Below are 25,913 nucleotides of genomic sequence, written 5' to 3'. Positions count from 1 at the left end.
CTTTGGCCGCTCCCGTTTGCGGCTAAAAAGCAATGCCGCAGCCAGGAGCCGCGGCATTGCTGACCATACTTAGCGACAAATCCAAGTCCGATAACCGGACCTGGGCGGTTAGCTGGCTTTGGGCATCGCCGAAGGCTCATCGTCCTTCCGGGGCTTGGTGGCCGGCTTGGTCTCGGGTTCTTTCTGCTCGGCCACCTTGCCTTCCCGGGCTCCTTCAGCTACTTTCTCAGCATGATTCGTGGCTTCCACGCTGTAGATGTGCATAAACTCGTCGAGCGTATCGGTCTGCACTTCCAGATCATGGAGCAGGCCATCGTGAATATCGTACACCAGGCCGTGCAGGTCGGGCGGGTTGGGGCCTTTGCGGGCGTTCTGGATGATGTTGGTGCTGGCCAGGTTGCGCACCTGCTCAATCACGTTGAGCTCAACCAGGCGGCGCAGCTGCTGCTCTTTGTCGCGGATGCGCAGGAACTCCGTTTCGTTCAGGCGCACCACGTCCTTGATGTGGGTCAGCCAGTTGTCGATAAGCCCGTATTGCTTGTTGGAAACTGCCGCCGCCACGCCGCCGCAGCCATAGTGCCCTACCACCATAATAATTTCTACCTCCAGCACTTCTACCGCATATTGCACTACGGCCAGCAGGTTCATATCGGAGTGCACCACCAGGTTGGCGATGTTGCGATGCACGAACATCTCGCCCGGCTCGGTGCCGGTGATGGCCGAGGCCGGCACCCGCGAATCGGAGCAGCCGATGAACAGGTAGCGCGGCTTTTGGCCCTTGGCCATTTTATTGAAATAGTCGCTGTCTTCGGCAAGCTTGGATTCTACCCACTTGCGGTTATTATCAAGTATTTTTTTCATTTTTTTTCAGCGTTTTCAGGGTTTGCGGGGCCAGCTGCGCGTTGCCGATTGCCCGCGGATTCAGTTATCAACTCAAAACCAGCAACCGGCAACGCGGAACCGGCAACCGACTTAATGCGCCAGCGCTTCTACCTGCCGGATGCCGCGCAGCTCCACCTCAATGCCGCGCTCGGGAGCCGCGAGGCGAAAGTTCTCAATGGCCTCCAGCACGTCGTAATCAATAACGGCCGAGTCGGTGCCATCGATAATGACATGAGTGCCGGGCGCAAACCGCTCCATAGTGGTGATGATGCTGGCTTTGTTCAAAAAAGAAACGTGCTCGCTAAGCTTTACGTGCAGCACGTTGGGTTGGCTACTGGGCTCGTGGTGGAAATAGTAAGCCGAGTTCAGGTTGGCTTTCAAGATATAGAACACCCCGATGGCCAGGCCTACGCAGACGCCTTTCAGCAGGTCGGTGAACAAAATGGCTACCACGGTGATGAAGAAGGGCAGAAACTGCTCCCAGCCCAGCTGCCACTGCGTACGGTACAGGGCCGGCTTGGTTAGCTTGAAGCCCACCAGCAGCAGCACCGCCGCCAGGGCCGACAACGGAATCAGGTTCAGCACCGACGACAAGACCAGCAGGCTGACCAGCAGCAGCAACCCGTGAATAAATGCGGCTACCTTGGTTTGCCCGCCGGCGTCGATATTGGCGGAGCTCCGCACGATAACGGCCGTCAAAGGCAGGCCCCCAATCAGGCCGCTGACAATGTTGCCAATTCCCTGGGCCTTCAGCTCGCGGTTCTGGGGAGTGTGTCGCTTGTGGGGGTCAAGCTTATCTACGGCTTCCACGCTGAGCAGGGTTTCCAGCGAAGCCACGATGGCGATGGTGAAAGCCACGATATACGTGCGGCCCCGGCCCAGCGCCGACCAGTCGGGGAATGCCAGTTCGCGGGTCAGGTCGGCGAAGGAGCCGATAGCGGGCAGCTGCACCAGGTGCTCGGCCCGGACCTGCAGGTGGGGAGCCCCGTTCATCAGCAATAGGTTCAGGCCAATGGAAACCGCTACTACCACCAGCGCGCCGGGTATCAGCTTCAGCGGCGGCACGCTTTTCACCGGCTTACTATCCCAGATTATCAGAACTACCAACGAAACCAAGCCAATCAAAGCGGAGCCCCAGCTGATGGCATTAGTAGAAGCCACGATGGCGGAGAAGGTATTCTGCCCGTTGAACTGCAGAAAGTCCATATCCTCGAAGTAATCCGTATCGGCCCCGAAAAAGTGCGGAATCTGCTTCAGAATCAGGATCAGGCCAATAGCGGCCAGCATCCCCCGAATGACCGACGAGGGAAAGTACAGGCCAATGATGCCCGCCTTCAAAAAGCCCAGCACCAGCTGCAGCACGCCCGCCAGGACGGTGGCCGCCAGGACCGCTTCAAATGAGCCCAACGTACTGATAGCCGTAAGCATGATGGCCGTCAGGCCAGCCGCCGGACCGCTTACACTTAGCTGGGACCCGCTCACCCAGGACACCAGCACGCCGCCTACAATACCCGTAATTATGCCCGAGAGCAATGGAGCCCCCGAAGCCAGCGAAATACCCAGGCACAGCGGCAAGGCGACCAGAAAGACCACCAGCCCTGCCGGGGCGTCTTTGGCAATAGTTTGCCAGTAGCTTACGGCAGGTGCCGTGGCAGTATCGGCGCTGTGAGCCGGAGTGTTTTTTACCATAAAGCAGGAAAATCAGCCCTGACTCCCATCGGCTAACAGCAGCGACGGGCCAGAGTGGGATACAAGTGTACGGCCGGGGGGTTAAGACAGCGTTAAAAACGGGTTAAAAGGAAATTAAAACCCTCGTACCGCTCACCCAGGCGCGGCAGGGCTTGGTTTGACCAATCCCAGGGCGGGCCAAACCGGCCTGCTCCAGGAGTCATAACGCGCAGTCATAAAGTAGTATCCGGGGCGGTTTAGCCCGGCGCGGCGGGTAGCTCCAGCGTTACCTGCGTGCCCTCCCCCAACTTGCTGGCTATCCGCACTGAGCCGCCGTGCAGCGCCATTATCTTGGCCGTCAGCGGCAGACCAATACCGTGCCCCGGTACGGTGCGGACCGTTTCGGCCCGGAAAAACGGTACGAACACCTGTTCCCGGTCGGCGGCGCTCATGCCTACCCCCTGGTCCCGGATTTCTACCCGCACGGTATTTTTCACGATAGAGAGCAGGGCCAGGATGGGCTGACTGGAGTCGCGGGAAAACTTGCAGGCGTTCTCAATTACGTTCAGCAAGGCCACCAATAGCAGGGGCTCGTTCCCACTTACCAGAAAGGGTTGGGTTTCCCGTCCCGGGGCCGGCTCCCCAAATTCCAGGTCGATGCGGCAGGTGGGCTGACGCCGCTGTACTTCCTCGTGGGCCTGCAGCAGCAGCTCATCGAGCTGAATTGGCTTTAAGGGCACCTGGGAAGGGTCGTCGGAGGCGCGGGCAATCTGGAGCAGCCCATTAGTGAGGTCTTTGAGCAGGCGCGCGGCGTCGAGGGTGCTTTGGAGCACGCGCCGGTACTCGACGGGGCTCCGCTGCTGCTGCAACAGGGCCACCTCCAGCTCACCAATGAGTACCGTAAGCGGGGTCCGTAGCTCGTGGGAAGCATCACGCACGAAGGTCCGCTGGCCGGCAAAGGCCGTTTCGAGTCGGTTAAGCAAACTATTAAAGCGCTGCGCCAGGTGGGATACTTCATCCTGACCGTCGGCTTCCGACAGGCGGCGGTGCAAATCGGAGGCCGAAATGGTATCCACTTCCTGCACAATCCGCTGCATGGGCCGCAGGGCCTGCCGGGCAAAAAACCAGCCGCCGATGCCCACGATAATAAGGGAGCTGAACAGCCCCCCGGCCAGCACCTGCCGTAGCGTGCGCAGATTCGAGCGGCTGTCGGCGTCCAGCGACGCGGCCATGATCACGAAGTCGCCGCGGCGGGCATCGCGGTAGCGCAGCCCGATGATCTGGTGGTAGTCGTGCTGCTCCTCAATGTGGCTGCCGACCCGCCGTATCGCCCTCAGCAACGCCAGCGGTACAGGATGCCGGGGGCCCTGCCCTTCGTAGAATACTTCCTTGTTGTGGCGGTCGAATACCCGCACTTCCTCTTCGGGCAGCGTACGGTAGAACTGCCGCAGGTAGCGCCGGTACGAAGCCCGGCTTTCCTCACTGCCCCGGTTAGTGCCATCCAGATAGACGTGGGCCACGACCCGGGCGCGCACAAACAAGCTGTCGGTGAAGGCACTGCGCCGCGACTGATACGTGAAAAAGTAAATGACAGCGGAGAACAGCAGCAGGGTAACGGCCAGAATTGCCGCAAACTGCCAGGCCAGACGAGTTCGGATGGTCATACGATGGGGATAATGTGCTGAGGGGCTGAGGTAGGAACGGGGATCCGGGCTGACGCCAGTCTGCAGGCCGGGTACCGGGCAACACCCCTGCTCCTCAATCCCAGGTATCCTTGTGGCAACGACGGGCGGGGGCAAGCCCCGCCCCCTACTTCGCCACGAGGATAAGGTACGCTGAGCCTACGCCGGGGCAGTGCCAACCGTGGGGGCCGCTGCCCCGGCTAAACCTCTTCCTTCATGACGTACCCCATTCCCACCAGCGTGTAAATCAGCTTGGGCGTAAAATCCTTATCTACTTTCTTCCGCAGGAAGTTGATGTAGACGTCGATAACGTTGGAACCGGTGTCGAAGCTGGTTTCCCAGACGTGTTCCAGAATATCCACCCGTGACACCACCCGGCCCTGGTTGCGGAGCAGGTATTCGAGCAGAGCGAACTCGCGGGCCGTGAGCTGAATGGTTTGCCCGGCCCGCTGCACCAGTTTCCGGGCCGGGCTCAGGGTGAGGTCGGCCAGCTGGAGTATAGCGTCGGCAGCCGGTGCTTCCTGACGCCGGCGCGACAGGGCCCGGATCCGGGCCAGCAGTTCCTGAAAGGCAAAGGGCTTAACCAGGTAGTCATCAGCTCCGGCATCGAGGCCCCGGATTTTATCATCGGTTTCGCCCAGGGCCGTGAGCATCAGAATAGGCACTTTGCTGTTCAGGGCCCGCACCTGCCGGCACACGTCCAGACCACTTAAACCAGGCAGCAGATTATCAAGAATGATCAGGTCGTAGCTATTTCCCAGCGCCAGGCGCATGCCGGTGAGCCCGTCAGCAGCCGTGTCGACGCTATGCGACTGCTCAGTGAGGCCCTTGTGTAGAAATGACGCCACTTTCGGCTCATCTTCAACCAGCAGAATTTTCATGAACGCGCACGGTGCGGTGGGAGGGGCGGCGAAGGTAAGGGGTTCCGGAGCACCGGTCGGATAAAACCGGCTGGGCCAGGTGAAGGAAATACTAACCGGATCAATTTCTCCCTATGCAATACAATAAATTATCAGAATAATTTAAATTATGCTTGATATTACCAACTCAATCCAATACGTTTATGAAAATACTCTATAACCGGGTATTTTCCATTGCGCTGCTTGCATCGGCTGTTTTTAGGCTGTTCCGGCCGGTCTGCTTCAGCGGCTGATTTCGCTACCATACCTCTACCACTATGGGTCCACCCTTTCGTTTCTGCGCGTATCTCTGCTTGCTGCTGGCCACCGCATGGCTTAGCGGATGCGTGGCCCAACGGACGCTGCCCTATCTGCAAAGTCCGGCCTACTCCACCACCGCCGCGGTAACCGTGCTCAACGAGCCGCGGCCCTACCGTCTCCAATCCAGCGACGTGCTCAGCATTAGGGTGCAAAGTGTGCAGACGGTACTCAACGACATGTTCAACATCACCGATACCCGCAACATACTGGCCGGCGGCGACCCCAGCACCCTGTTTCTCTCCGGCTACTCGGTCGATGTGGACGGCTTCATCAACCTGCCCACGGTGGGCAAGGTGAAGGTGACGGGCCTGACCCTGGAAGAGGCCCAGGCCCATATTCAGCAGCAGGTCGGCAAGTTCGTGCGCGATGCCAACGTGCTGGTGAAGCTGCTCAGCTTCAAAATCACGGTGCTGGGCGAGGTGCAGAACCCCGGCCGCTACTTTGTTTATAACGCCCAGGCCACGCTGCTCGAAGGCTTGGGCCTGGCCGGCGACCTGACCGAATTCGGCAACCGCCAGAATGTGAAGCTGATCCGGCAGACGGCTACCGGCTCAGAAGTGGTGCTCCTCAATCTGACTGACCCCAACCTGCTGCGCTCCAGCTACTACTACCTGCTGCCCAACGATGCCCTGTACGTGGAACCGATTCAGGCGCGGGCGGGCCGGGCAAATGCCAACAATCTGGGAATAGTATTCGCCGGCATCTCCGCCGTGGTGCTGGTTCTCAACTACGTCAAGCTACTCTAGCGCCGCCCTTTCCTACTCCTTCAGCATGGAACAACGCTCCTCTTCCTCCGACGAACTTGACCTGCACGAGTTGTTTTTCAAGCTTCGCAACCGCTGGCCACTGTTTGTGGGGTCGCTGGTGCTGACCTGCACGCTGGCTTTTCTGTATCTGCAGGTGAAGTCCCCGGTGTATGACTTCCGGGCTTCGATGCTGCTGGGAAATCAGGGGTCGGGGTCGAAGCGGGCCCAGGAGCTGCTGCAGATTCTGGAGGTAAAGGAGAAGGGCGTGAAGATGGAGGACGAAATCGGGCTCTTACGCTCGGCCGACATGGTAAAACGCACGCTGGCGCGGCTCCCGTTTACGGTATCTTACTACGCCGTACCGCACTCCTGGATCAATAAAATCGGGGACCTGCAAGTACGGGAACGGCCCGCGGGGGCAATGCCCTTCCAGGTTATCCCTGATCTGACCGTACCCCAGCTGGCTGATACCCGCATCGATGTGACGCCGCTACCGCGGGGCCGCTTTCGGGTCAGGGCCCAGGCCAAGCACGGCCAGCTCTACAGCCTGCCCACGGGGGAGGTGGTCCGCGACGTACTGGGCATAAACATCGATCAGACCGTGGCCGCCGGCGACACGCTGCGGCATCCGCTGCTCACCGTCGTGCTTCAGGCCGAGCCGGGCTACCCCGCCGACCTGGTCCACGAGCACTACTACTTCCAGCTCAACGACCAGATCACGCTGGTTACTGACTACCAGAAATTCCTGGCCGTACGCCCCCTCGACCACGACTCGCGCATCGTGGAGCTGGCCCTCAAAGGAGTAGTACCGGTGAAGGAAACTCAGTTTCTGGATACGCTGATGGCCGTTTTTATTGAGGATGACCTCCGGGAGAAAAACCTTATCGGCCTCAAAACGGTGGACTTTCTGGATCAGGAAATCGGTAAGCTCGCCACCTCCCAGCAGCAGTCCGCGGCGGCGTTGAGCTCCTTCCGTTCCGCCCGGGGCGTGGTGGACGTGGGCGTCCAGTCCAGTGAAGGCATCCGGCAGCAAAGTGAGCTGCAAATGCGTCAGGCCAAAGCGGCTACCAGCCGGAAATACTACCAGAGCATGCTGGCTTATCTGCGCGCCAACCAGGAGGCAGCGCAGGTGGCGTCCCCGAGCAGCGTGGGCATCGAAGATCCGGCCGTGAATAACCTGATTCTCCAGCTCACGGACCTGAACAGCCAACGGGCCGCCCTGGGCGTGAATGCCAGCACGACCAACCCGCTGGTAACGGTGCTCGACGAGCGGATCCGCACCGCTAAGCAGTCGTTGATGCAGACGCTGACAAACATGATTCGCGTCACCGACATCGCCCTGCGCGACCTGAACCAGGAGCTGGGCCGGGTGCAGGGCACGATCAATGCCATGCCCGAAAATGAGCGCCAGCTGGCGTCGCTCAAAAACAAGAGTGATTTCAACGATAAGAACTACAACTTCCTGGTGGAGAAGCGGGCCGAAGCCGCTATTGCCCTGGCCACCAACGCCACCGATAAGAAGGTAATCGACCGGGCCGCCATGAGCGGGACCGGCCCATCGTCACCCAAACCGTTGATGGCCCTGCTGCTGGCTTTTATGCTCGGCCTGGGCTTTCCTTTTGCCCTCACTATTCTGCTCAGCAAAACCAACCGGCTCATTCAGGGGAAAGAAGATCTGTCGCGCATCACGGCCATTCCCATGCTGGGGGTGGTAGCCCACGGCTCCAGCGCCGACAAAGAGCATATGCTCGACAATCCGAAGGGGCCCATTGCCGAATCGTTTCGCTCGATCCGGGTGAACCTGCAGTACCTCTCGGCGGGCCTCGACAAGAAGATTATCGGCGTCACCTCGTCGGTACCGGGCGAAGGCAAAACCTTCTGCGCGGTAAATCTGGCGGCCGAAATAGCCCAGAGCGGCCGGCGCGTGCTGTTGCTGGAGTGCGACCTGCGCCGCCCCACCATCGCCGGCTATTTCGGCCTCAGCCCGCACCCGCAACATGGGCTGGCTTCCTACCTCATGGGCCTGAGCCCGCTGGAGGACTGCGTGGCCGATAGCGGCGTGCGCAACCTGAGCGTGCTCTGCTGCGGGCCTATCCCGCCCAATCCTACCGAGCTGCTGGAAACTCCGCGCATGGAGGCCCTGCTCACCCGGCTGCGCGCCGACTACGACTACGTGCTGGTCGACACGCCACCCGTGGGCTACGTAGCCGAGTTTTTTGTCCTGCTGCGCCATCTGGAGGCTAACGTGTACGTGGTGCGCCAGAACTACACCGACAAAGGACTGGTCAGCCAGATCAACGAGCTACACCAGGAGCAGAAGATCAAGCAGCTCTACATCATCATCAACGACGTGCGCTTCACTAAAACATACGAGTACCGCTACAAGGAAAAGGCCTACGCCTACGGTCAGTAAGCTGTCCCGCCCTGTTGCCTTACCTGCGACCCTCTCCCTGTCCCAATCCCACTCTAATGGCGCACCCCCAGAACCTGACCTCGGCCACCGTGCACGGGGTGAAATGGACGACGGCGGCCACCGTGACCAACGCGGTGCTGCAGGTGGGCTACTCGGCCCTGATGGCCCGACTGCTCAGCCCGGCCGCGTTCGGGCTGGTGGCCCTGGCCGGCGTGGTGCTGCGCTTCGGCACTTACTTCGCCCAGATGGGGATGGAGCAGGCCATCATCCAGAAACCCGAGCTAAGCGCTACTGACGTCCGGGCGGCTTTCACCTCCTCCCTTCTGCTGGGGGCAGTATTTGCCGGACTCCTGGCCGTGGGGGCGCCGCTGGCGGCCAGCCTGGTGCGGCAGCCGGAAGTGCTACCCGTGGTACGGGTGCTGGCCATCAGCATTTTTCTGACCGGCCTGAACGCCACGGCCCTGAGCCTGCTGCGGCGGCAGATGCGCTTTCGCACGCTGGCCATCATTGAGGTTATCTCCTACGTGCTGAGCTACGCCGGGCTGGGCCTGGTGCTGGCCTGGCAGGACTACGGCGTGTGGGCGCTGGTAGGTGCTACGCTGGGTCAGGGCCTGCTGATTACGGTGCTCAGCTACGGCGCGGTGCGGCACTCGGTGCGCCTGCTCTTCAGTTGGGCGGCTTACCGGCCGCTGGTGGCCTACGGCAGCCGGATGTCGGCCATCAGCTTTGTCGAGTTCATCAACGGCTCCCTCGACACCGTGCTGATCGGCCGGCTGCTGGGCGCGACGGCGTTGGGCATCTACAGCCGCGGCTGGATGCTGGTGGGCCTACCGGTGTATTTGCTCACCACCAGCGTGGCCAAAGTAGCCTTTCCTTCCTTCAGCCAGGTGCAGGCCGACCGCCCCAAGCTGCGCCGCGTGTATCTGAGCAGCATCACCTTGATTGCCGCGCTGGTGATGCCCATCTGTGCCGGCGCAGCCGTAGCCGCCCCCGAAATTGTGGAGGTGCTGCTGGGCCCGAAGTGGGGGGCCGCCGTTCCCATCCTGCGGATTATCAGCTTCGCCTTCGCCCTGAGCCTGGTTACGATGTTTGCCGGTATCGTCTGCGATGCCACGGCCACGCTCCTGCCCAAGCTCGCCCTCAACGTAGCCACGATGCTGATTCTGACCGGCTTGTTTTTCGGGCTGAGTCCCTATGGCCTGCGGGGGGTAGCGGCGGCCGTGGTACTGGGTGAAGTGGTCCGGACGCTATTCTATCTGCTGTTGATGCGCCGGGTACTGACGGTACCGGGGGCGGTGGTGCTGCGGGCCTACGGGCCGGGGGTGCTGGCAGCGGTGGCCGTGGCGGGCGGTACGGCGGTGGTCAGCTACGGGCTGCGCACGGCCGGCAGCGTCCCGCTGCTTACGCTGCTGCTGCAAATGCTGACCGGCGGCGGGGTACTGCTGACCCTGGCCTGGCTGGCCCCGCCGACTCAGCTGCGGGAAATCCTGCGGCGCCTGCTGGACCGGCCTACCCCCGACGGCCCGCCGACAGGTCTCGTCAACCGGCTGCTGGCGGGCCTTGCCGCCCGGCTGGCCAGCCCCGACGGGGTCAATAAGACCATGTCAGCAGCTGCTGAGCCGGGCCCGGGCCCGGCGCGCCGGCCCCACCCGGTTTTTTCTCCCGACCCCGAAACTGAACTCGTATAGCTATGAACGTTCTCTACGACCATCAGATATTCAGTATTCAGGACTTCGGGGGAGTCTCGCGCTATTTTCATGAGCTGCTCGACCACGCCGGTCCCGGCCTGAGCGCGGAGCTGCCCGTGGTGCTCAGCAACAACCTCTACCTGCACGACCGGCGCCACACCCGCCACCACGAGTTTTTCCGCCACCTGCCTTTTCGCGGGCGGTGGCGCATCATTCAGTACGTCAACCAACAGGCTGCCCGGCGGGCCCTGCGCCGCCAGAACTTCGACGTGTTTCACCCCACGCTGAGTAGCTCCCCCTACTTTCTGGATCTGCTCGAAGCCAAACCCTTCGTGCTGACTATCCATGACATGATTGAGCGGCTGTTTCCGCAGTTCTACGCCGAGCCAGACCCGGGCGCGGCCCAGGAGCTGCTGTGCCGCCGGGCCAGCCGGGTCATTGCCGTATCGGAGCACACCCGGGCTGATGTGCTGCGGCTGCTGAAACTGCCCCCGGAGTGCGTCGAGGTCATCTACCACGGCTATGCCCGGCGCGAGTACCAGGCGGCCGAAAGCCGGATAGCCGCGCCCCAAAACTACTTGCTCTATACCGGTACCAGAGCCCTGTACAAGAACTTCAGCTGCCTGGTGGAAGCGTTTTGCCAGCTTACCAAACGGGAATTCCCGGATCTGCACCTGGTCTGCGCCGGAGGCCATCCGTTTACCTCCCCGGAACGGGAAATGCTGCGCCAGGCCGGTATCGAAAGCCGGGTGCACCATTTCGGGATGATAACCGACGCCCAGCTGCAGCAGCTGTACCGCAATGCCCGGGCTTTCGTGTTCCCTTCCCACTATGAGGGCTTCGGCCTGCCCATTCTGGAAGCGTTCGGCCAGCACTGTCCGGTAGTCCTCAGCCAGGCCTCCTGCTTCCCCGAAATAGCCCGGGACGCGGCCCTGTATTTCGATCCTAACCAGCCGGAGGAGCTACGCCAGCAGCTGCGACAGCTGCTGCATGATGCAGACTTACGCACCCACCTGGCCCGTTTGGGCGATTTGCGGGTGCGCGACTTCACCTGGCAGCATACCGCGGCCCGCACCCGGCAGGTATATGAGCAGGCCCGCGCGGCGGCCCCCGTTTTCTCCCACTAACTGGACGCATCGCCATGATCATCAGCCTGCGCTTCCGCTATACTCTGCTCATTCTGGCCTTTCTGGTCACCGACCGGGCCTTTACGGAATTCGTGTTTGTCAACGAAGACGATGCCGTGCTGAACCGGTATAACTATGTGCTGGTAGCCCTGTCGCTCTATGTGATACTGCGCAACTACCGCTACCTGAGCGCGATAATGCAGGGCTGGTTCTGGGTGATTATGGCTGGTCTGGTCCTCCTGGCCCTGGAATCGTACGCGGGGTGGGGAGCGTGGATGATTTACCCCCACGTGTTTTCCAAGCTCACGATCCTGCTACCGGTTTTCGCGGTGGGCGCTTATTATTCCCGCCACGGGCTGCCGCCGCTGGAAACCCTTATGCGGCTGCTGCTGCTGGGGCTGCTGGCCAATCTGCTGTTCTTTCATCCCGAGGCGTTGAGCTTATCGGCCTTCCTGGATAATGAGCGCGGGTTTGGCTCTACTTCGGCCATGCTGGTGCTCTTGCCGACGCTGTACTACCTGAACGAATACTTTGCCCGGGGCGGACTGCTGCGGCTGCTGGTCTTCTTTCTGGGCGTGGGCATGATCGTGTTTCTGCAGCACCGCTCCGTGTGGCTGGCGCTGGGCCTGGCGCTGCCGCTGAATGCTGTGCTGCTGGCCCTGGGCCGGGTAGAGGGCACGCGCCTGAGCCCCAACCGGCTGCTGCCCCTGGCCTTGATTCCGCTGGCGCTCCTGATTTCGGGCGGGCTGGCCGTCCTCAGCAATCCGCAGGTGCTGCAGAAGCTGGGCGACAGTATGCAGGACATCATCCACCCCGACAAGCAGGGAACCGGCAGCTGGCGCCTGCGCCAGTTTGAAGCCTATGAGCCGTTTCTATACAAATACCCCGTGGCCGGTATGCGACTCAAAGGCTTCGAGCTGCCTATCCAGTTCTACGCCCCGGACTCCAACCTGCCGGTGTGGCCCAACTGGACGGGGCACCATTTCCACAGCTTTTACGTGGACCGCATTTTCTATTTCGGGCTCATCGGGGTTGGCCTCGTGCTGGTGGTGCCCGTGCTGCTGCTGGGTCACCGCCTGCTCCAGCCGGTTCCCCTGGCCCCGGCCGCTACGGCTTTCGCGCTTTTCTCCCTGGGCATGCTGGTCTACGGCATCTCCTACGACTGGCCGCCCTGTTTCTACGCCATTCTGGGCCTTACGCTGGCCGCTGCGTCACCCGTCCTGATCCGCTCTTCGCCCCCTGCGGCCTTACCCATAAGTCTGCCTCTCGCTTCTTTCGCGCCTTTTTCCCCAACCAGCCATGCTACCGCCTCTGCCCCCGACTCCGGACGCTGAGCTTCAGGCCCCCGTCTTGCTGCTGCTCTTCAACCGCCCCGTGCCTGCCCGCCGCGTATTCGAGGCCGTTCGGCAGGCCCGGCCGGCCCGGCTGTACGTAGCCGTGGATGGGCCGCGCCCCGAGCGGCCGGCCGAAACTGCGCTGTGCGCCGACACCCGCGCCGTAGTTACCGCTGGCGTCGACTGGCCCTGCGAGGTGCACACCCTGTTCCGGGCATCCAACCTGGGGTGCAGCCGGGGCGTGTCGTCGGCCATCCGGTGGTTTTTCGACCACGAACCGGAAGGCATAATCCTGGAAGATGACTGCCTGCCGACGCCCGGCTTTTTCCGGTTCTGCCAGGAGCTGCTGACCCGTTACCGCGACGACACCCGCGTGATGCACATCGGCGGCAATAACTTTTCCCCGGAAGCCCGGCACCCCGGGGCGGCGGCCGGCGAGTCGTACCACTTTTCCGGCCAGGTCCACAGCTGGGGCTGGGCCACCTGGCGCCGCGCCTGGCAGCACTACGACTTCCACTACGACCGGCTGCCGGAGCTGCGACAGCGCGGAGCCCTGCCGGGCATGTACCCGTCGCTGCTTGAGCGGCATTACTGGCTGCGCAAGTTCGAGGCCATGCGCACCGGTCCGCAGCCGCCCCACACCTGGGACTACCAGTGGCACTTCACCGTGGCCGCCAACTCGGGGCTGGCCATCACGCCGGCCGTAAACCTGGTCACCAACATCGGCTTCGGCGACGACGCCACCCACACCTTCGATCCGCTGGACCGGCGGGCCCGCCTGAGCACCGCCGAGCTGGCCTGGCCCCTGCGGCACCCGCCCGTGGTGCTGCGCGACTGGGCCCGGGACCACCGCCACTTTCGCGAGTTTCTGACCGAGCGAGCCGTGTTCAAAGCCCGGCGGTTCCTGCGCCGGTTCCTGCCGGCCCGTCCGGTAGCTTCCGCGCCGGCTGCTCCCGCCCAAACAACCCCTGCTCTTCCGCCCTCCACCTTTGCTACTGCCGCCTCATCATGAACGTTCTGCTCTCCGCTTATGCCTGCAACCCCGCCAGCGGCGGGGAAAATGGCAATGGGTTCCGCTGGGCCTGGGAAATGGCCAGGCGCGGCCACGCCGTCTGGTGCCTGACCACACCGTCGAACCACGACGACATTCGGAATTTTCAGGCGGCCCACGCCACTGACCCACACGCGCAGCGGATGCATTTCACCTTTATTGAGCTAGCCCCGCTATGGCAGTTTCTCTACCGCTGGCAGTTCGGCGTGTACCTCCACTATATGGTATGGCAGTACGATGCGTGGCGGCTGGCCCAAAAAATGGACCGGACCATCAACTTCGACCTGGTGCACCACGCTACCTACAGCAGCCTGAAAATGGGTTCCTGGTTGTGGCGGCTGGGCAAGCCCATGGTTTATGGCCCGGTGGGTGGGGCCCAGAAAGCCCCCATTGCCTTCCGCCGCTACCTGCCCGACTGGTTCCGCACCGAAACCCTCCGCTCCGCTTTCACCTGGGTACTCACCACCTTCGACGTGAACCTGCACCAGAACCTGCGGCACGCTACGCTGGTGCTGGCTTCCAACGACGAGTCGGCAGCCCTGGCCCGGCAGCTGGGGGCGCGGCGCGTCGAGCTGTTTCTGGATACGGGTCTGCCCGAGGCCTTCGAGGCCGCCCGCTTTCCGGAGCGCCCGGCCCAGCCCGTGCTACAGCTGCTTTGGGTAGGACGCTTGTATCCCAACAAGGCTCTACCGCTGGTGCTGGACGCTCTCGCCCAGGTTGATGCCTGGATTCCATTTCACCTCACCGTGCTGGGTGATGGTCCGATGCGCGACCTGGTGCCGGGCTGGATTGCAGAATACGGCCTCACGGACCGCGTAACCTGGCGCGGCAGTGTACCCTGGACGGAAGTCCACGCCTGCATGCTCAGCCACGACGTGTTCATTTTCGGCTCGCTACGCGACTCCTTCGCGTCGCAGTTCATGGAAGCCATGGCCACGGGCATGCCCATTATCACGCTCAATCATCAAGGAGCCCGCTCCTTCCTGCCCGATACGGCGGCAATCAAGGTGCCGGTTGAGAATCCGGAAGCAACTACTGCCGCCATGGCCCGCGCCGTGGAATACCTCTATAATCATCCTACGGAGCGCCGGGCCATGGGGCGGGCCGGCTACGACTTCGCCCACCGGCAGACCTGGCCCGACCGCATGGACCGCGTGCTGACCATGCTGGCGGAGATGGGCATCGACACGACTCCGCAGGCAGAACAGGCGCTGGTTGTAGGTTCGTCAAACCCGGAAAAAATTAATCCGCCGGCTTCTTTCTTATGGCCCGCTGCCGCCGGCAGCAGCAGCAGTACAGGCTTCTCTCTTCCCGGCATTCCCTAACCGCTTCCGGCTATGCTTTACATCGTTATTCCTGTCTTCAACCGCCGGGCCTACACCCGTGCCTGCCTGCTGTCGTTGCGCGAGCAAACCCGGGCGGACTTCCGTATCATCGTCGTGGATGACGGCTCCACCGACGGTACTGATGTGATGCTGACGAACGAGTTTCCGGAGGTGGAAGTGGTTACCGGCGACGGGAAGCTGTTCTGGACGGCCGGGGTGAATGCGGGTATCCGCCGCGCCCTCACCCACGAAGCCAGCCGCTTGCTCACGCTCAATAATGACGTGCTGGTGCCCCCGGACTTCGTAGAGAACATGCTGCTCTGGGCCGACCGTCGGCCGGATGCGCTGCTGGGCGCCCTGGAGCTGGACGCGGCCACCGGCCAGCCCATCTATGGGGGCGAGCGGGTGAACTGGCGCAATAACACCAGTCAGTACCTGCTGGCTGAGCTGCCCGAAACCCGCCGCCACGGGCTGCATCCGGTAACTTATTTGCCGGGCCGCGGCCTGCTTATCCCGCTGCGGGTGATTCAGGAAATCGGGCTGTTCGACGAGCAGCGCCTGCCCCACTACCTGGCCGACTACGACTATACCAGCGTGGCCCGGCAGCACGGCTTTCCGGTCTTCTGCAACTACGATGCGCCGCTGAGTACCTACCCCGACGAAAGCGGCCAGCAGCAAACCCGCCGTCACCGGAGCTTCCGGGGCTACTACCAGCATCTGTTTGGCATCCGGGGCGGGGGAAATCTGCGCAACTTCACCCACTTTGCCCTCAGGAACTGTCCGCCCAGGTATATGCCCTACTACCTGCTCAATGGGTATGCCCGCCGGCTGGTAGGGTATTTTCTGCACTAGCATACTTTCCGCTTCTTCCGCATGGTTATCGTCACGAAACGCACCGGCCAGCTCGGCAACCGGCTTTTTCTCTTTGCCCATTTCGTGGCCAACGCGGCCGAGCACCGCTATGCCCTGGCTAACCCCAGCTTCCGGGCCTACGCGCCGTACTTTGAGGCCACCTCTACCCAGGATTTTGGGGGCTTACCCATCCGGCTGCAGGTATTCCGCCGGGCCCGGTTCGATTACGTTTTTCAGCTGGTCCAGCACTCCCGTATTTTTCGGGTACTCCAGAAAGCAGTGCAGCTTTTACCCCGCCGGCTGGCGGCGGCCGCCCTGCTGGCGGATGAGGACGGGCCGGATTTTGACCTGAACCAACCCGAGTATCTGACCCCCGCCCGCCAGGGCCTGGTATTGGCCCACGGCTGGATGTTTCGCGACAAAACCCATCTGCGCCGGCATGCCCCCCTGATCCGACAGCTGTTTGCTCCCGTCGCGGTACACCGCCGGGCAGTTGAGCAGCTTATTGGGCTCTGCCGGCAGCAATGTGCGGTACTGGTAGGCGTGCACATGCGCCGCGGGGACTATGCCACTTTTGCCCACGGTGCTTTCTACTACGATAATGCCACGTATGCCGCCCGCATGCGCGAAGTCCAGGCCCAGTTTCCGGCCACGACGCGCGTGGCCTTTCTGCTGTGCTCCAATGAGGCTTTCGATGCCCGGGATTTTGCCGGACTCGTCCTGCACCGCGCTACCGGGCACTTCGTGGAAGACCTCTACGCGCTGGCGGCCTGCGATTATGTGCTCGGCCCCCCCAGCTCTTACTCCATGTGGGCTTCATTTTATGGGGGCGTGCCCCTCTGTCATCTACACCACCCCGATCAACGCCTGACGCTCAATGACTTCCAGGTTTTCCTGGATACCTGATCTTCTAGCCAGCTGTTGCCCGAAAACCGAGCCGCCCGTTGGCAGGCGGGCGGCTCGTCAGGACTTGCGGTCGGGGCCCGACAAGGTATACCGGGTTTCAGGTGCTGGTATTTCGCCTGTTGCCCGGTCACCGAACTTTACTTAACTGTCTACGCCTTATGCTGCCCTTTGTCACGCTGCTTCGTCCCGGATTTAGCGCTAGCCTGTTGTGCCTGGCGCTGAACACGTCGCAACCCAGCACTAGCGGGTCACTCATCGTCCGACACGGCGGCACGTATACCGGCACCTTTATCAGCGACGACTCGGATAAGCCCTGCGTCCGGATTGAAACCACCGAGCCGGTAACCCTGATAAACTGTGTTCTGCGGGGCCCGGGCAATCTGATTCAGGCTACCAACGGAGGCGCCCGGCTGACGGTGGTAAACTGTCGGGGCTATGGCTTAACGCCTACGGCCGATCAGCGGTATCCTGGGCGGTTTGTGCAGGTAAACCAGGCGATATCGGTACGCCTGGAGCGCAACTATCTGGAGCACGTCAGTGGCATTGCCGTGTATTTGTGGGCCGGCGACGGCACACCGGCCCAAACGCTGACGGTAGTAGGCAACACGGCCCGGAACATGGATGGCCGCTACCGTAATGGGGGCGGCACCTTCGCCAATTTTCTGGGTTTAGTAGGCGTACGCAACGTCGGCAATATCGAAATTGCCTGGAATCAGGTGATCAACGAGCCCAACCAAAGCAAAGTAGAGGACAACATCAACCTCTACAACTCCGGCGGCACCCGGGCCAGCCCCGCCCGTCTGCACGATAACTATATTCAGGGGGCTTATCCTTATCCGGCCACGAGTACGCGCTATTCCGGCTCGGGCATCACGCTCGATGGGGATGGGGGCTCGGCGATGACTACCACCGCCTTTGTTGAGGGGTACAATAATCAGCTGGTCTCGACCTGTGCCGCGATGAATATCGCCGCCGGTCACGACAACGTCTTTCACCATAATCGAATGGTCACGAGTGGCTACCTGCCCGATGGCGCTAAACTGACCGCCAACTATGCCGCTGCGGGTCTTTGGAATCAATATAAGCAGCCCGCAACGGTATTTTTCAACAATCACTTCCGTGATAATGTCATCGGCTTCGTGCATTGGGGCGGTACTACGCCCTACTCCGACCGGCAGGACCTGAGCCCTGGCGCCTGCCCTTCCTGTACGGCTACCACGCACTTGCCTAATCCGATTACCCTGCAAACCGAGCAGCACGAGTGGGACCTCTGGCAACGGAAGCTGAGGCGGGCCGGCCGGCGCGTAGGTCCTTACTAAGTCCGCTTCCGGTTAGCCGCCTAACCTGGGTTAAGTTGAAGCTGTTTAGAAAGTCAAGAAGTCTGTCATCGAACCTGTTTAGGGTTTCGGTTTTTTCGTCGTTTGTCATCCTTCATCTGGCGTCCGCTTGCGAAGGATGACAGGCAACAAAAAATCAGACTTTCTAAACAGCTTCGTCGTTAGCCAATCTTCAGCCCAACCACGGCTGACTATGCCGGCCAGGGCCTGCTGCGCCCATGCGGCCAGCCCTGGCGCAGCAATCCATGTTGTTCAGAGCTAGGGCACTAACAAAATTTTGGGATTCTCCTTTTTTTTGGTCTGCCTCGCCCGGCCCAAAAACCCGGCTGTAGAGCTATACACTAAGCATTGCTTTCAGACTATATAATTTCAGCTGACTATAATGCAATAGCACACCAATTGACTCCTTTATCAAACTTGAATATTAGTTATACATTTGCATTGAAACCTTTCCAAAGCTTTATCACTTTTCATAGTCATAAGCTCAAGTCAGCTTTTAGCAGGCAGCCGATTATTTAGCGCCTGTGCTTGAAAACGTTGCCGGGGAAAGAGTTGTGAGGACTGACTTATTTGATTGTCAGTAGGCTGAAACGGATTGTGCGGAGTGAGTAAAAGCCTGATAAATAACCTTGAAAGCATTTTTTCAAAATGCAGCGCTGGTGCCAGTCGGCCACCGGCAGTTCGGTTACCCATATTACCCTCCCTGTTGGACTACGGGTTAACCAGAGGGTTGTGCGTACCCTTTTTCCAGCAGAGGATAGCACAAATCGAATCATTGAATTTACATGAAATTGACTTATCCCATTGAGTTAGTTTACGTGTCAACCCAGAAATTTCAACCAAAGTAGCCATAAAATGCAAAAAGAAACCGGATACCATTCCTCCTTCGCGCTCAGCAACCACTTCGGTACCCGCACATCGCCTGTGCTGGCGGCAATGTTCACTTTTTTGGTACTCGGCCTGGGTACGGGGAAGGTCCACGCCCAGGCCCCTGACATCACGTATTCCGCTCCCATCGTCATCACGAAGGGAGGCACTTACACCGGCAACTATCGCAGCCTCGATTCTAATGTGCCGGTTATCAAAATTGAAACCACCCAGCCTGTTATCATTGAAAACTGCGTCCTGGCTGGTGCCGGCGACCTGATTCAGGCCAAAATGGGGGCCAACTACTCCCTCATCGTGCGCAACAACAAGGGCTACGGTCTCACGCCCAGCCTCGATAACACCCGGCGGGGACGCTTCCTGGAAGTGAATAATGCCATTTCCGTACGCATGGAAAACAACTACGTGGAGTCCGTCAGCGGTATTTCCATCTACTTGTGGAATGGCGACGGCTCGCCCTCGCAGACGCTGACCATAACGCGCAACGTAATCAAGAACATGGACGGGCGCTACCGCAACGGCGGCACCGGCACCTTCGCCAACTTCCTGGGATTGAACGGAGTACGCAACCTTAGCAACATGGAAGTGTCCTGGAACCAGGTGATCAACGAGCCTGATAAAAGCAAAGTAGAAGACAACATCAACTTCTACAACTCCGGCGGCACCCAGGCCAGCCCGGCCAAGCTGCACGACAACTACATTCAGGGTGCCTACCCCTTCCCAGCCGCTAGCGCCGTCTACACCGGCTCCGGCATCACGATCGACGGCGACGCTAGCTCCCCAACCCTGACCAGCGCTTTCATCAACGGGTACAACAACCAGATCGTCTCGACCTGCGCGGCCCTGAACATCGCCGCGGGCCACGACAACAAGTACTACAACAACCGCGCGGTTACCAGCGGCTATCTGCCCGATGGCACCAAGCTGCAGGCCAACTACGCCGGTTTTGGCTTGTGGAACGCCTATCAGCAACCCACCAGTGTTTTCTACAACAACTCGTTCGACAACAACCTGATAGGCTTCGCGAACTTTGGCCACAGCAGCCCCTACCCCAACCGGCTGGACATGAGCCCTGGTAACTGCACGCCCTGCACCAACTCCAATCACCTGCCCAACCAACCCATCACTCTGCAGCGGGAGCAGGAAGAATGGACGTTCTGGCTGCAGAAAGTCCAGCAGAACAGCATTGTGCTAGGTCCGACCACGGGTAATAACACTCCGACCAACGTGGCCCCGACCGTAAGCCTGACCGCTCCGACCACCAACACCAGTGTAACGGTCAATACTGCCCTGGCCCTGACGGCTACCGCGGCTGACACCGATGGCTCGGTAACGAAAGTGGAGTTCTTCAACGGCACGACCAAGCTGGGCGAAGACACCACCGCGCCTTACGGGCTGAGCTACACCCCCAACGCGGCCGGCACGCTTTCGCTCACCGCCAAGGCCACCGACAACGCCGGCGCGACGACCACCTCATCGGCCGTTACGGTAACGGTAACTTCAACCACGGTCACCACGCCGCTAACGCCCGCTAATGCCACTTTCTTCCGTGGTATCAACGTGAATGGCGCGGCCGTGACGGTAGATGGCCGGGCTTGGGAAGCCGCCGCCGGGGCGGCCAACGTGCAGCTTATCGGGACGCCCTTTGCCGACCAGAACGCTACGCTGAATCCAGCTACCGATGCGGCTCGGGCTACGCTGATTCGCTCCTCGCTGTATGGCACCAGCACCAGCGCGGCCATCAGCAACGTCGCTTCGGCTACTTACATTGTTTATCTCTACGTATGGGAGGATAACAACAGTCAGAACTTTAAGGTGATGCTGGAAGGCCAAACCGTACTGGCTAATCATACCAGTGGTGCGGCCGGCCGGTGGGACCGTCTGGGTCCATTCACGGCCAGCGTGACCGATGGCACGATCAACGTGGCTACTTCGGGCGGTGATGCTAACCTTTCGGGCGTGGAAATCTGGAAGCAGAATCCGACGACAACAACCAACGTAGCCCCGACGGCCAGCCTGACGTCGCCGACCACCAACACCAGCGTAACAGCTGGAACCGTACTGGCCCTGACAGCTACCGCGGCTGACACCGATGGCTCGGTAACGAAAGTGGAGTTCTTCAACGGCACGACCAAGCTGGGCGAAGACACCACCGCGCCTTACGGGCTGAGCTACACCCCCAACGCGGCCGGCACGCTTTCGCTCACCGCCAAGGCCACCGACAACGCCGGCGCAACGACCACCTCATCGGCCGTTACGGTAACCGTGACGACGGCTACACCACCCGCCACCACTGCCACCTTCTACCGTGCCATCGATATCGACGGTGCCGCGACGCAGCTTGATGGCAACAGCTGGCAGGGTAGAAGCGCGCTGAACTACACGGTCAACGGTACTGGGTTTGCCAATCAGGGCATCACCCTGAACCCCGCTACCACTACGGCCCGGGCCCAGATGATCCGCTCCTCGGTGTATACCAACGCCCTCAAATTCGAGATGAATTCAGTTCCGAATGGTTCTTACGACGTGTACGTCTATGTTTGGGAAGACAACAATGCCGAAACGTTCAGTCTGGCAGTAAACGGCCAGACGGTACAGAGCAACTACAACAGCGGCTCGGCCGGGACCTGGAAAAAGATGGGGCCTTATGCTGCCAACGTGACCAATGGCCTCATCAGCATCACCAGCACGGGTGGCACCATCAACTTCTCGGGCGTGGAGGTGTGGCGCAAATCTACCGGTACGGCTTCCACCAACCTGACCGCGCCTGCTACCACCGCCAAGTCGACCGCCAGTGCGACGCCTTACCTTAACCCGGTAGTAACCGGGCTGGGTCTGCCCGTAGCAATACCGCAGGCCGAAATCGTGCCGGTGGCCATGCTGCAGCAAGGCGGAGCGACAGTGCTGCCGTCGGCTCTCCCCTTCGGGCAAGGCGTATCGACCAAAAACCTCGTGGTAAACCAATTACCCGCTGAACAGTACTTCCTTAAATTTCCGGGTGGTGCCCTTGCCGGGCAGACGCGGCCCGTCACCAGCTAACGACTACCAGCCGACTATTCTGTTTACGGCCCCAAAAAAGCCTGCTCTCTCTGAGGGCAGGCTTTTTTAGGGCCGTAAACATCTACTCTATCAATATGGGTAAGGCCCAACGCACTAACTTGCATTATTTCAATTTGATATCCAAATAAGTAAATATTTTTCGCTCACAGATTGCAATTGTAGATATAAATACAATAATTTGTTATTAAAGTTCTACTCAGGAAATAGGTAGAACCAGTATTTCTTCTTCCACTTAGAATTTGCTTTATGAAGCGCGCACTCATTACCGGTATCACGGGGCAGGATGGATCCTATCTGGCTGAGCTACTGCTCAGCAAAGGCTACGAGGTTCATGGCATCAAGCGTCGCTCGTCGCTGTTCAACACGGATCGTATCGACCACCTGTATCAGGACCCGCATGAAAAAGGCATCCGCTTCAAGCTGCATTACGGGGACTTAGCCGACGCCACTAATCTGATCCGCATCGTGCAGGAAGTACAACCCGATGAGATCTATAACCTCGGCGCCATGTCGCACGTGAAAGTATCGTTCGACACGCCCGAGTATACGGCCGACGTAGACGGGCTGGGTACGCTACGCCTGCTGGAAGCTATTCGAATTCTGGGTCTGACCCAGAAAACCCGGATTTATCAGGCTTCCACTTCCGAGCTCTACGGACTGGTGCAGCAGGTCCCGCAGTCGGAGGCGACGCCGTTTTACCCCCGCTCGCCTTACGCCGTGGCGAAACTGTACGGCTACTGGATTACGGTAAACTACCGCGAAGCCTATAATATGTATGCCTGCAATGGCATTCTGTTCAACCACGAGTCGCCGCTGCGGGGCGAAACTTTCGTTACCCGCAAGATTACCCGGGGCGTGGCCCGCATTGCGCTGGGATTGCAGCAGAAGATATTTCTGGGGAATCTTGACGCCCGCCGCGACTGGGGGCATGCCAAAGACTATGTGGAGGCCATGTGGCTGATGCTGCAGCAGGATCAGCCCCGTGACTACGTCATTGCCACGGGCGTGACGACCACCGTACGGGAGTTCGTCAATCTGGCTTTCGCCGAGCTGGGCATCGAAATCACCTTCGTAGGTGAGGGCGTGAACGAAGTAGGGTACGTGGCCGCCTGCCACAACCTGGGCTACCAGCTTGCCGTCGGGCAGGTAGTGGTGGCCGTCGATCCGGCCTACTTCCGGCCTACGGAAGTCGAACTGCTGATTGGTGACCCTAGTCGGGCCAAGGCCGAACTGGGCTGGGCGCCCCGCCACGACCTGTCCGCCCTGGTCAGCGACATGGTGCAGGCCGACGTGCGGCTGTTCCGCCGCGACACGGTGCTGCTCGAAGCCGGTCACCCGGTGATGTTCCATGATGAGTAGGTTTTTAGTGCCGGGGGCCGGGTGTTTTGTCGGTTCTGGCATGCCCCTCCCACCAAAAACAGGCCCAGCACTCTCAACCCCTTACCGCGAATCACCAGGCACTAAGCATCAAGCACTAAAAAATGGAAACTGACGCCAAAATATACGTAGCCGGGCATCGCGGTATGGTGGGTGGGGCGCTGGTGCGCCGGCTGCGCCGGGCGGGCTTCACTAATCTGGTGGTGCGAACCTCCACCGAGCTGGATTTGCGCAATCAGGCCGCCGTGGCCGATTTTTTCGCCGAGGAGCAGCCCGACTACGTGCTGCTGGCCGCGGCCAAAGTGGGCGGCATTCAGGCCAACAGCACGTACCGCGCCGACTTCCTGTACGACAACCTGATGATTCAGAGCAACGTGCTGCAGCAGAGCCACCGGCACGGCGTGCGCAAGCTGCTGTTTCTGGGCTCCTCGTGCATCTATCCAAAGCTGGCCCCGCAACCCATCCGGGAAGAATACCTGCTCACGGGGCCACTGGAACCAACCAACGAGCCCTACGCCATTGCCAAAATAGCGGGCCTGAAGCTGTGCGAAGCCTACCGGGCCCAGCACGGCAGCAACTTCATCACCGTGATGCCGACCAACCTCTACGGCCCCGGCGACAACTACGACCTGGAAAACTCGCACGTGTTGCCGGCGCTGCTGCGCAAATTCAGCGAAGCGGCCGCTCAGCGCCTACCCCAGGTAACGGTGTGGGGCACCGGCACGCCCCGCCGCGAGTTTCTGCACGTCGATGATCTGGCCGATGCCTGCCTGCACCTGCTGCGCCACTACGATGGCGCCCTACCCGTCAATGCCGGAACGGGGCGCGACATCACTATCCAGGAACTGGCCGACCTGGTCGCGGAGCTGACGGGCTATACCGGCGAAGTCGTGTTTGATTTCGCCCGCCCCGATGGCACTCCGCGCAAGCTGCTGGATGTGAGCCGCCTACACGGGTTAGGCTGGCGGCACCGCATTGGTCTGCGGGCGGGACTGGAACAGGTGCTGACCTCCGCCGACTGGTTGCAGGCCACGCAGGCGGTTGCAACCGCTACCACCTGACCTTCTCCCCACTGCACCCTGGCTCTTCTACGTTCTATTAGTATGTGTAAGAATATTCTCATTCGGGCCCGCCGCCGCGCCGGGCGCCTGCTGCGGGAATGGATTCCCTACCAACGGCAGTATCAGCCTACCAGCTTTTGGGAACGGAGCAGCCTGCTGCCCACGCAGCCCGACAGCCGGGCGCACTACCAGGAAATAGTACCCGGCTACGTCTCCCACCTGGACGTGCCGGCCGATTTCTACGAGCGCGCCTCCGACTACGGCGGGCTGTACGGCAAGCCCAACCACCGGGAGCGGGTGAAGCCCAGCTTCGTGCTCAGCCTGGAAAACGGCCGCCTGTACGCCGACAACCTCAACAGCGTGGCCATCATCACCGCCGACAACCGGCTGGTAGGCGACGCCTCGTTTCAGTTTACCAGCACTAAATGGGACCTGGTGCGGCCCGAGGACAACAACATCTTCCGCCAGCGCTACTTTCTGACCCCCACCGAAGTACCCGGCACGGTGTGCAGCCTGCTTTCCGGGGGCGGGGCCGCTACGGGCAACTACTACCACTGGCTGATTGACTCGCTGCCGCGCCTGCATCTGGTGCGCGAAGCCGGCCTGCTTGCCCAGATCGACTATTTCCTGGTCTATGATAAGACCAAACGCTTCGTCCTCGATACGCTGGCCCCGCTGGGAATCCGCCCCGAGCAGTTGATTGACGTATCGACTCACCGCCACCTGCGCGCCCGTCGCCTGATAGTGTCCTCGGCGGTGCGGGGTGAGCAGACCCACACGCCCAACTGGGCGTGTGACTTCTTACGTGACGTCCTGCTCCCCTCCCCTCTGCCGGAACGCCGGTTTGGCCCCTACCTCTACGTCAGCCGCCGCGACGCCCCGGGGCGGCACGTGCGCAATGAGGCCGCAATGGAAGCCGTACTACGCGAATACGGCTTCGAAACTCACGTGCTGACGCCCTACTCGCAGGCCGAGAAAATTGCCCTCTTTGCCCACGCCCGCGTCATCATTTCGCCCGTCGGGGCGGGGTTGGCCAATATTGTATTCAGCCCCCCCGGGACTGAACTGATTGAGTTGCTCCCTGAACGCTTCATGGTGCCGGATTATCTGGAGCTGGCGGCCCGGCTGGGCATTACGCACCGCCATCTGGTGTGTTCCGATGAGACTTTAAGCCGCACCCGCGGCGCGGCGCAGTTCGACCACATTACCGTAGACCTGACCGCCCTGCGCCGGCAGGTTGAAGCGGCCCTGCGCCGGCCGGTTGTGAGCGTGTAGTACTGTCCTCCATCTCTTTCCGGT

At 60.7% G+C, this 25,913-nt stretch carries 18 protein-coding genes; 14 read left to right on the top strand and 4 right to left on the bottom strand.

Annotation, left to right across the window (positions count from 1 at the left end; genetic code table 11):
• Positions 1 to 108: 108 nt before the first annotated feature.
• From ABD833_RS01210 to ABD833_RS01195, 4 genes are all read right to left on the bottom strand, one after another.
• A complete protein-coding gene (locus tag ABD833_RS01210; protein WP_345070428.1) occupies positions 109 to 861 on the bottom strand; it encodes a carbonic anhydrase in 753 nt (250 codons plus the stop codon).
• A 111-nt stretch (positions 862 to 972) separates the two neighbouring features.
• Positions 973 to 2,571, bottom strand: coding sequence for a SulP family inorganic anion transporter (locus tag ABD833_RS01205; protein ID WP_345070427.1), 1,599 nt, complete (start codon positions 2,569 to 2,571; stop codon positions 973 to 975).
• Between the two features lie 236 nt (positions 2,572 to 2,807).
• The gene (locus tag ABD833_RS01200) at positions 2,808 to 4,214 is read right to left on the bottom strand and encodes a sensor histidine kinase (RefSeq protein WP_345070426.1); all 1,407 of its coding nucleotides are present in this window, start codon (positions 4,212 to 4,214) and stop codon (positions 2,808 to 2,810) included.
• Between the two features lie 218 nt (positions 4,215 to 4,432).
• Positions 4,433 to 5,113: a response regulator transcription factor gene (locus tag ABD833_RS01195; protein ID WP_345070424.1), complete on the bottom strand. Its 681-nt coding sequence runs from the start codon at positions 5,111 to 5,113 to the stop codon at positions 4,433 to 4,435.
• A 296-nt stretch (positions 5,114 to 5,409) separates the two neighbouring features.
• Between ABD833_RS01195 and ABD833_RS01190 the strand changes: the two genes are divergently transcribed.
• The 14 genes from ABD833_RS01190 to ABD833_RS01125 all read left to right on the top strand — a co-directional run bounded on the left by ABD833_RS01190 (position 5,410) and on the right by ABD833_RS01125 (position 25,889).
• A complete protein-coding gene (locus ABD833_RS01190) occupies positions 5,410 to 6,198 on the top strand; it encodes a polysaccharide biosynthesis/export family protein (RefSeq protein ID WP_345070423.1) in 789 nt (262 codons plus the stop codon).
• 25 nt (positions 6,199 to 6,223) lie between these two features.
• On the top strand, positions 6,224 to 8,611 hold the full coding sequence (locus ABD833_RS01185) for a polysaccharide biosynthesis tyrosine autokinase (RefSeq protein ID WP_345070421.1): 2,388 nt from the start codon (positions 6,224 to 6,226) through the stop codon (positions 8,609 to 8,611).
• A 56-nt stretch (positions 8,612 to 8,667) separates the two neighbouring features.
• Positions 8,668 to 10,299, top strand: coding sequence for a lipopolysaccharide biosynthesis protein (locus ABD833_RS01180; protein WP_345070419.1), 1,632 nt, complete (start codon positions 8,668 to 8,670; stop codon positions 10,297 to 10,299).
• A 2-nt stretch (positions 10,300 to 10,301) separates the two neighbouring features.
• Positions 10,302 to 11,426, top strand: coding sequence for a glycosyltransferase family 4 protein (locus ABD833_RS01175; protein WP_345070418.1), 1,125 nt, complete (start codon positions 10,302 to 10,304; stop codon positions 11,424 to 11,426).
• Between the two features lie 14 nt (positions 11,427 to 11,440).
• Positions 11,441 to 12,760 carry a hypothetical protein gene (locus tag ABD833_RS01170; RefSeq protein WP_345070417.1) on the top strand — a complete coding sequence of 440 codons (1,320 nt, stop codon included), beginning with the start codon at positions 11,441 to 11,443 and terminating at the stop codon, positions 12,758 to 12,760.
• Positions 12,726 to 13,772 carry a nucleotide-diphospho-sugar transferase gene (locus ABD833_RS01165; RefSeq protein WP_345070415.1) on the top strand — a complete coding sequence of 349 codons (1,047 nt, stop codon included), beginning with the start codon at positions 12,726 to 12,728 and terminating at the stop codon, positions 13,770 to 13,772. Before ABD833_RS01170 ends, ABD833_RS01165 begins: the two co-directional genes overlap by 35 nt.
• Positions 13,769 to 15,136: a glycosyltransferase family 4 protein gene (locus ABD833_RS01160; protein ID WP_345070414.1), complete on the top strand. Its 1,368-nt coding sequence runs from the start codon at positions 13,769 to 13,771 to the stop codon at positions 15,134 to 15,136. The genes ABD833_RS01165 and ABD833_RS01160 overlap by 4 nt, the downstream gene beginning before the upstream one ends.
• A 12-nt stretch (positions 15,137 to 15,148) precedes the next feature.
• A complete protein-coding gene (locus tag ABD833_RS01155; RefSeq protein WP_345070412.1) occupies positions 15,149 to 15,988 on the top strand; it encodes a glycosyltransferase family 2 protein in 840 nt (279 codons plus the stop codon).
• Positions 15,989 to 16,009: 21 nt separating this feature from the next.
• Complete coding sequence (locus ABD833_RS01150) at positions 16,010 to 16,894, top strand: O-fucosyltransferase family protein (protein ID WP_345070411.1); 885 nt, start codon at positions 16,010 to 16,012, stop codon at positions 16,892 to 16,894.
• Between the two features lie 158 nt (positions 16,895 to 17,052).
• A complete protein-coding gene (locus ABD833_RS01145) occupies positions 17,053 to 18,213 on the top strand; it encodes a hypothetical protein (RefSeq protein ID WP_345070410.1) in 1,161 nt (386 codons plus the stop codon).
• Between the two features lie 873 nt (positions 18,214 to 19,086).
• Positions 19,087 to 22,155 carry an Ig-like domain-containing protein gene (locus ABD833_RS01140; RefSeq protein WP_345070408.1) on the top strand — a complete coding sequence of 1,023 codons (3,069 nt, stop codon included), beginning with the start codon at positions 19,087 to 19,089 and terminating at the stop codon, positions 22,153 to 22,155.
• A gap of 267 nt (positions 22,156 to 22,422) precedes the next feature.
• Positions 22,423 to 23,535, top strand: a complete 1,113-nt coding sequence (gene gmd, locus ABD833_RS01135) for a GDP-mannose 4,6-dehydratase (RefSeq protein ID WP_345070407.1) — start codon at positions 22,423 to 22,425, stop codon at positions 23,533 to 23,535.
• Positions 23,536 to 23,657: 122 nt separating this feature from the next.
• Positions 23,658 to 24,614, top strand: a complete 957-nt coding sequence (locus tag ABD833_RS01130) for a GDP-L-fucose synthase family protein (protein WP_345070405.1) — start codon at positions 23,658 to 23,660, stop codon at positions 24,612 to 24,614.
• A 42-nt stretch (positions 24,615 to 24,656) separates the two neighbouring features.
• Positions 24,657 to 25,889, top strand: a complete 1,233-nt coding sequence (locus ABD833_RS01125; RefSeq protein ID WP_345070403.1) for a glycosyltransferase family 61 protein — start codon at positions 24,657 to 24,659, stop codon at positions 25,887 to 25,889.
• The last annotated feature ends 24 nt before the right edge of the window (positions 25,890 to 25,913 follow it).

The organism is Hymenobacter fastidiosus (assembly GCF_039539565.1).
Taxonomy (GTDB): Bacteria; Bacteroidota; Bacteroidia; order Cytophagales; family Hymenobacteraceae; genus Hymenobacter; species Hymenobacter fastidiosus.
The sequence above is the reverse complement of the archived record's forward strand: the minus strand, read 5'-3'. Positions and strand labels throughout refer to the sequence as shown.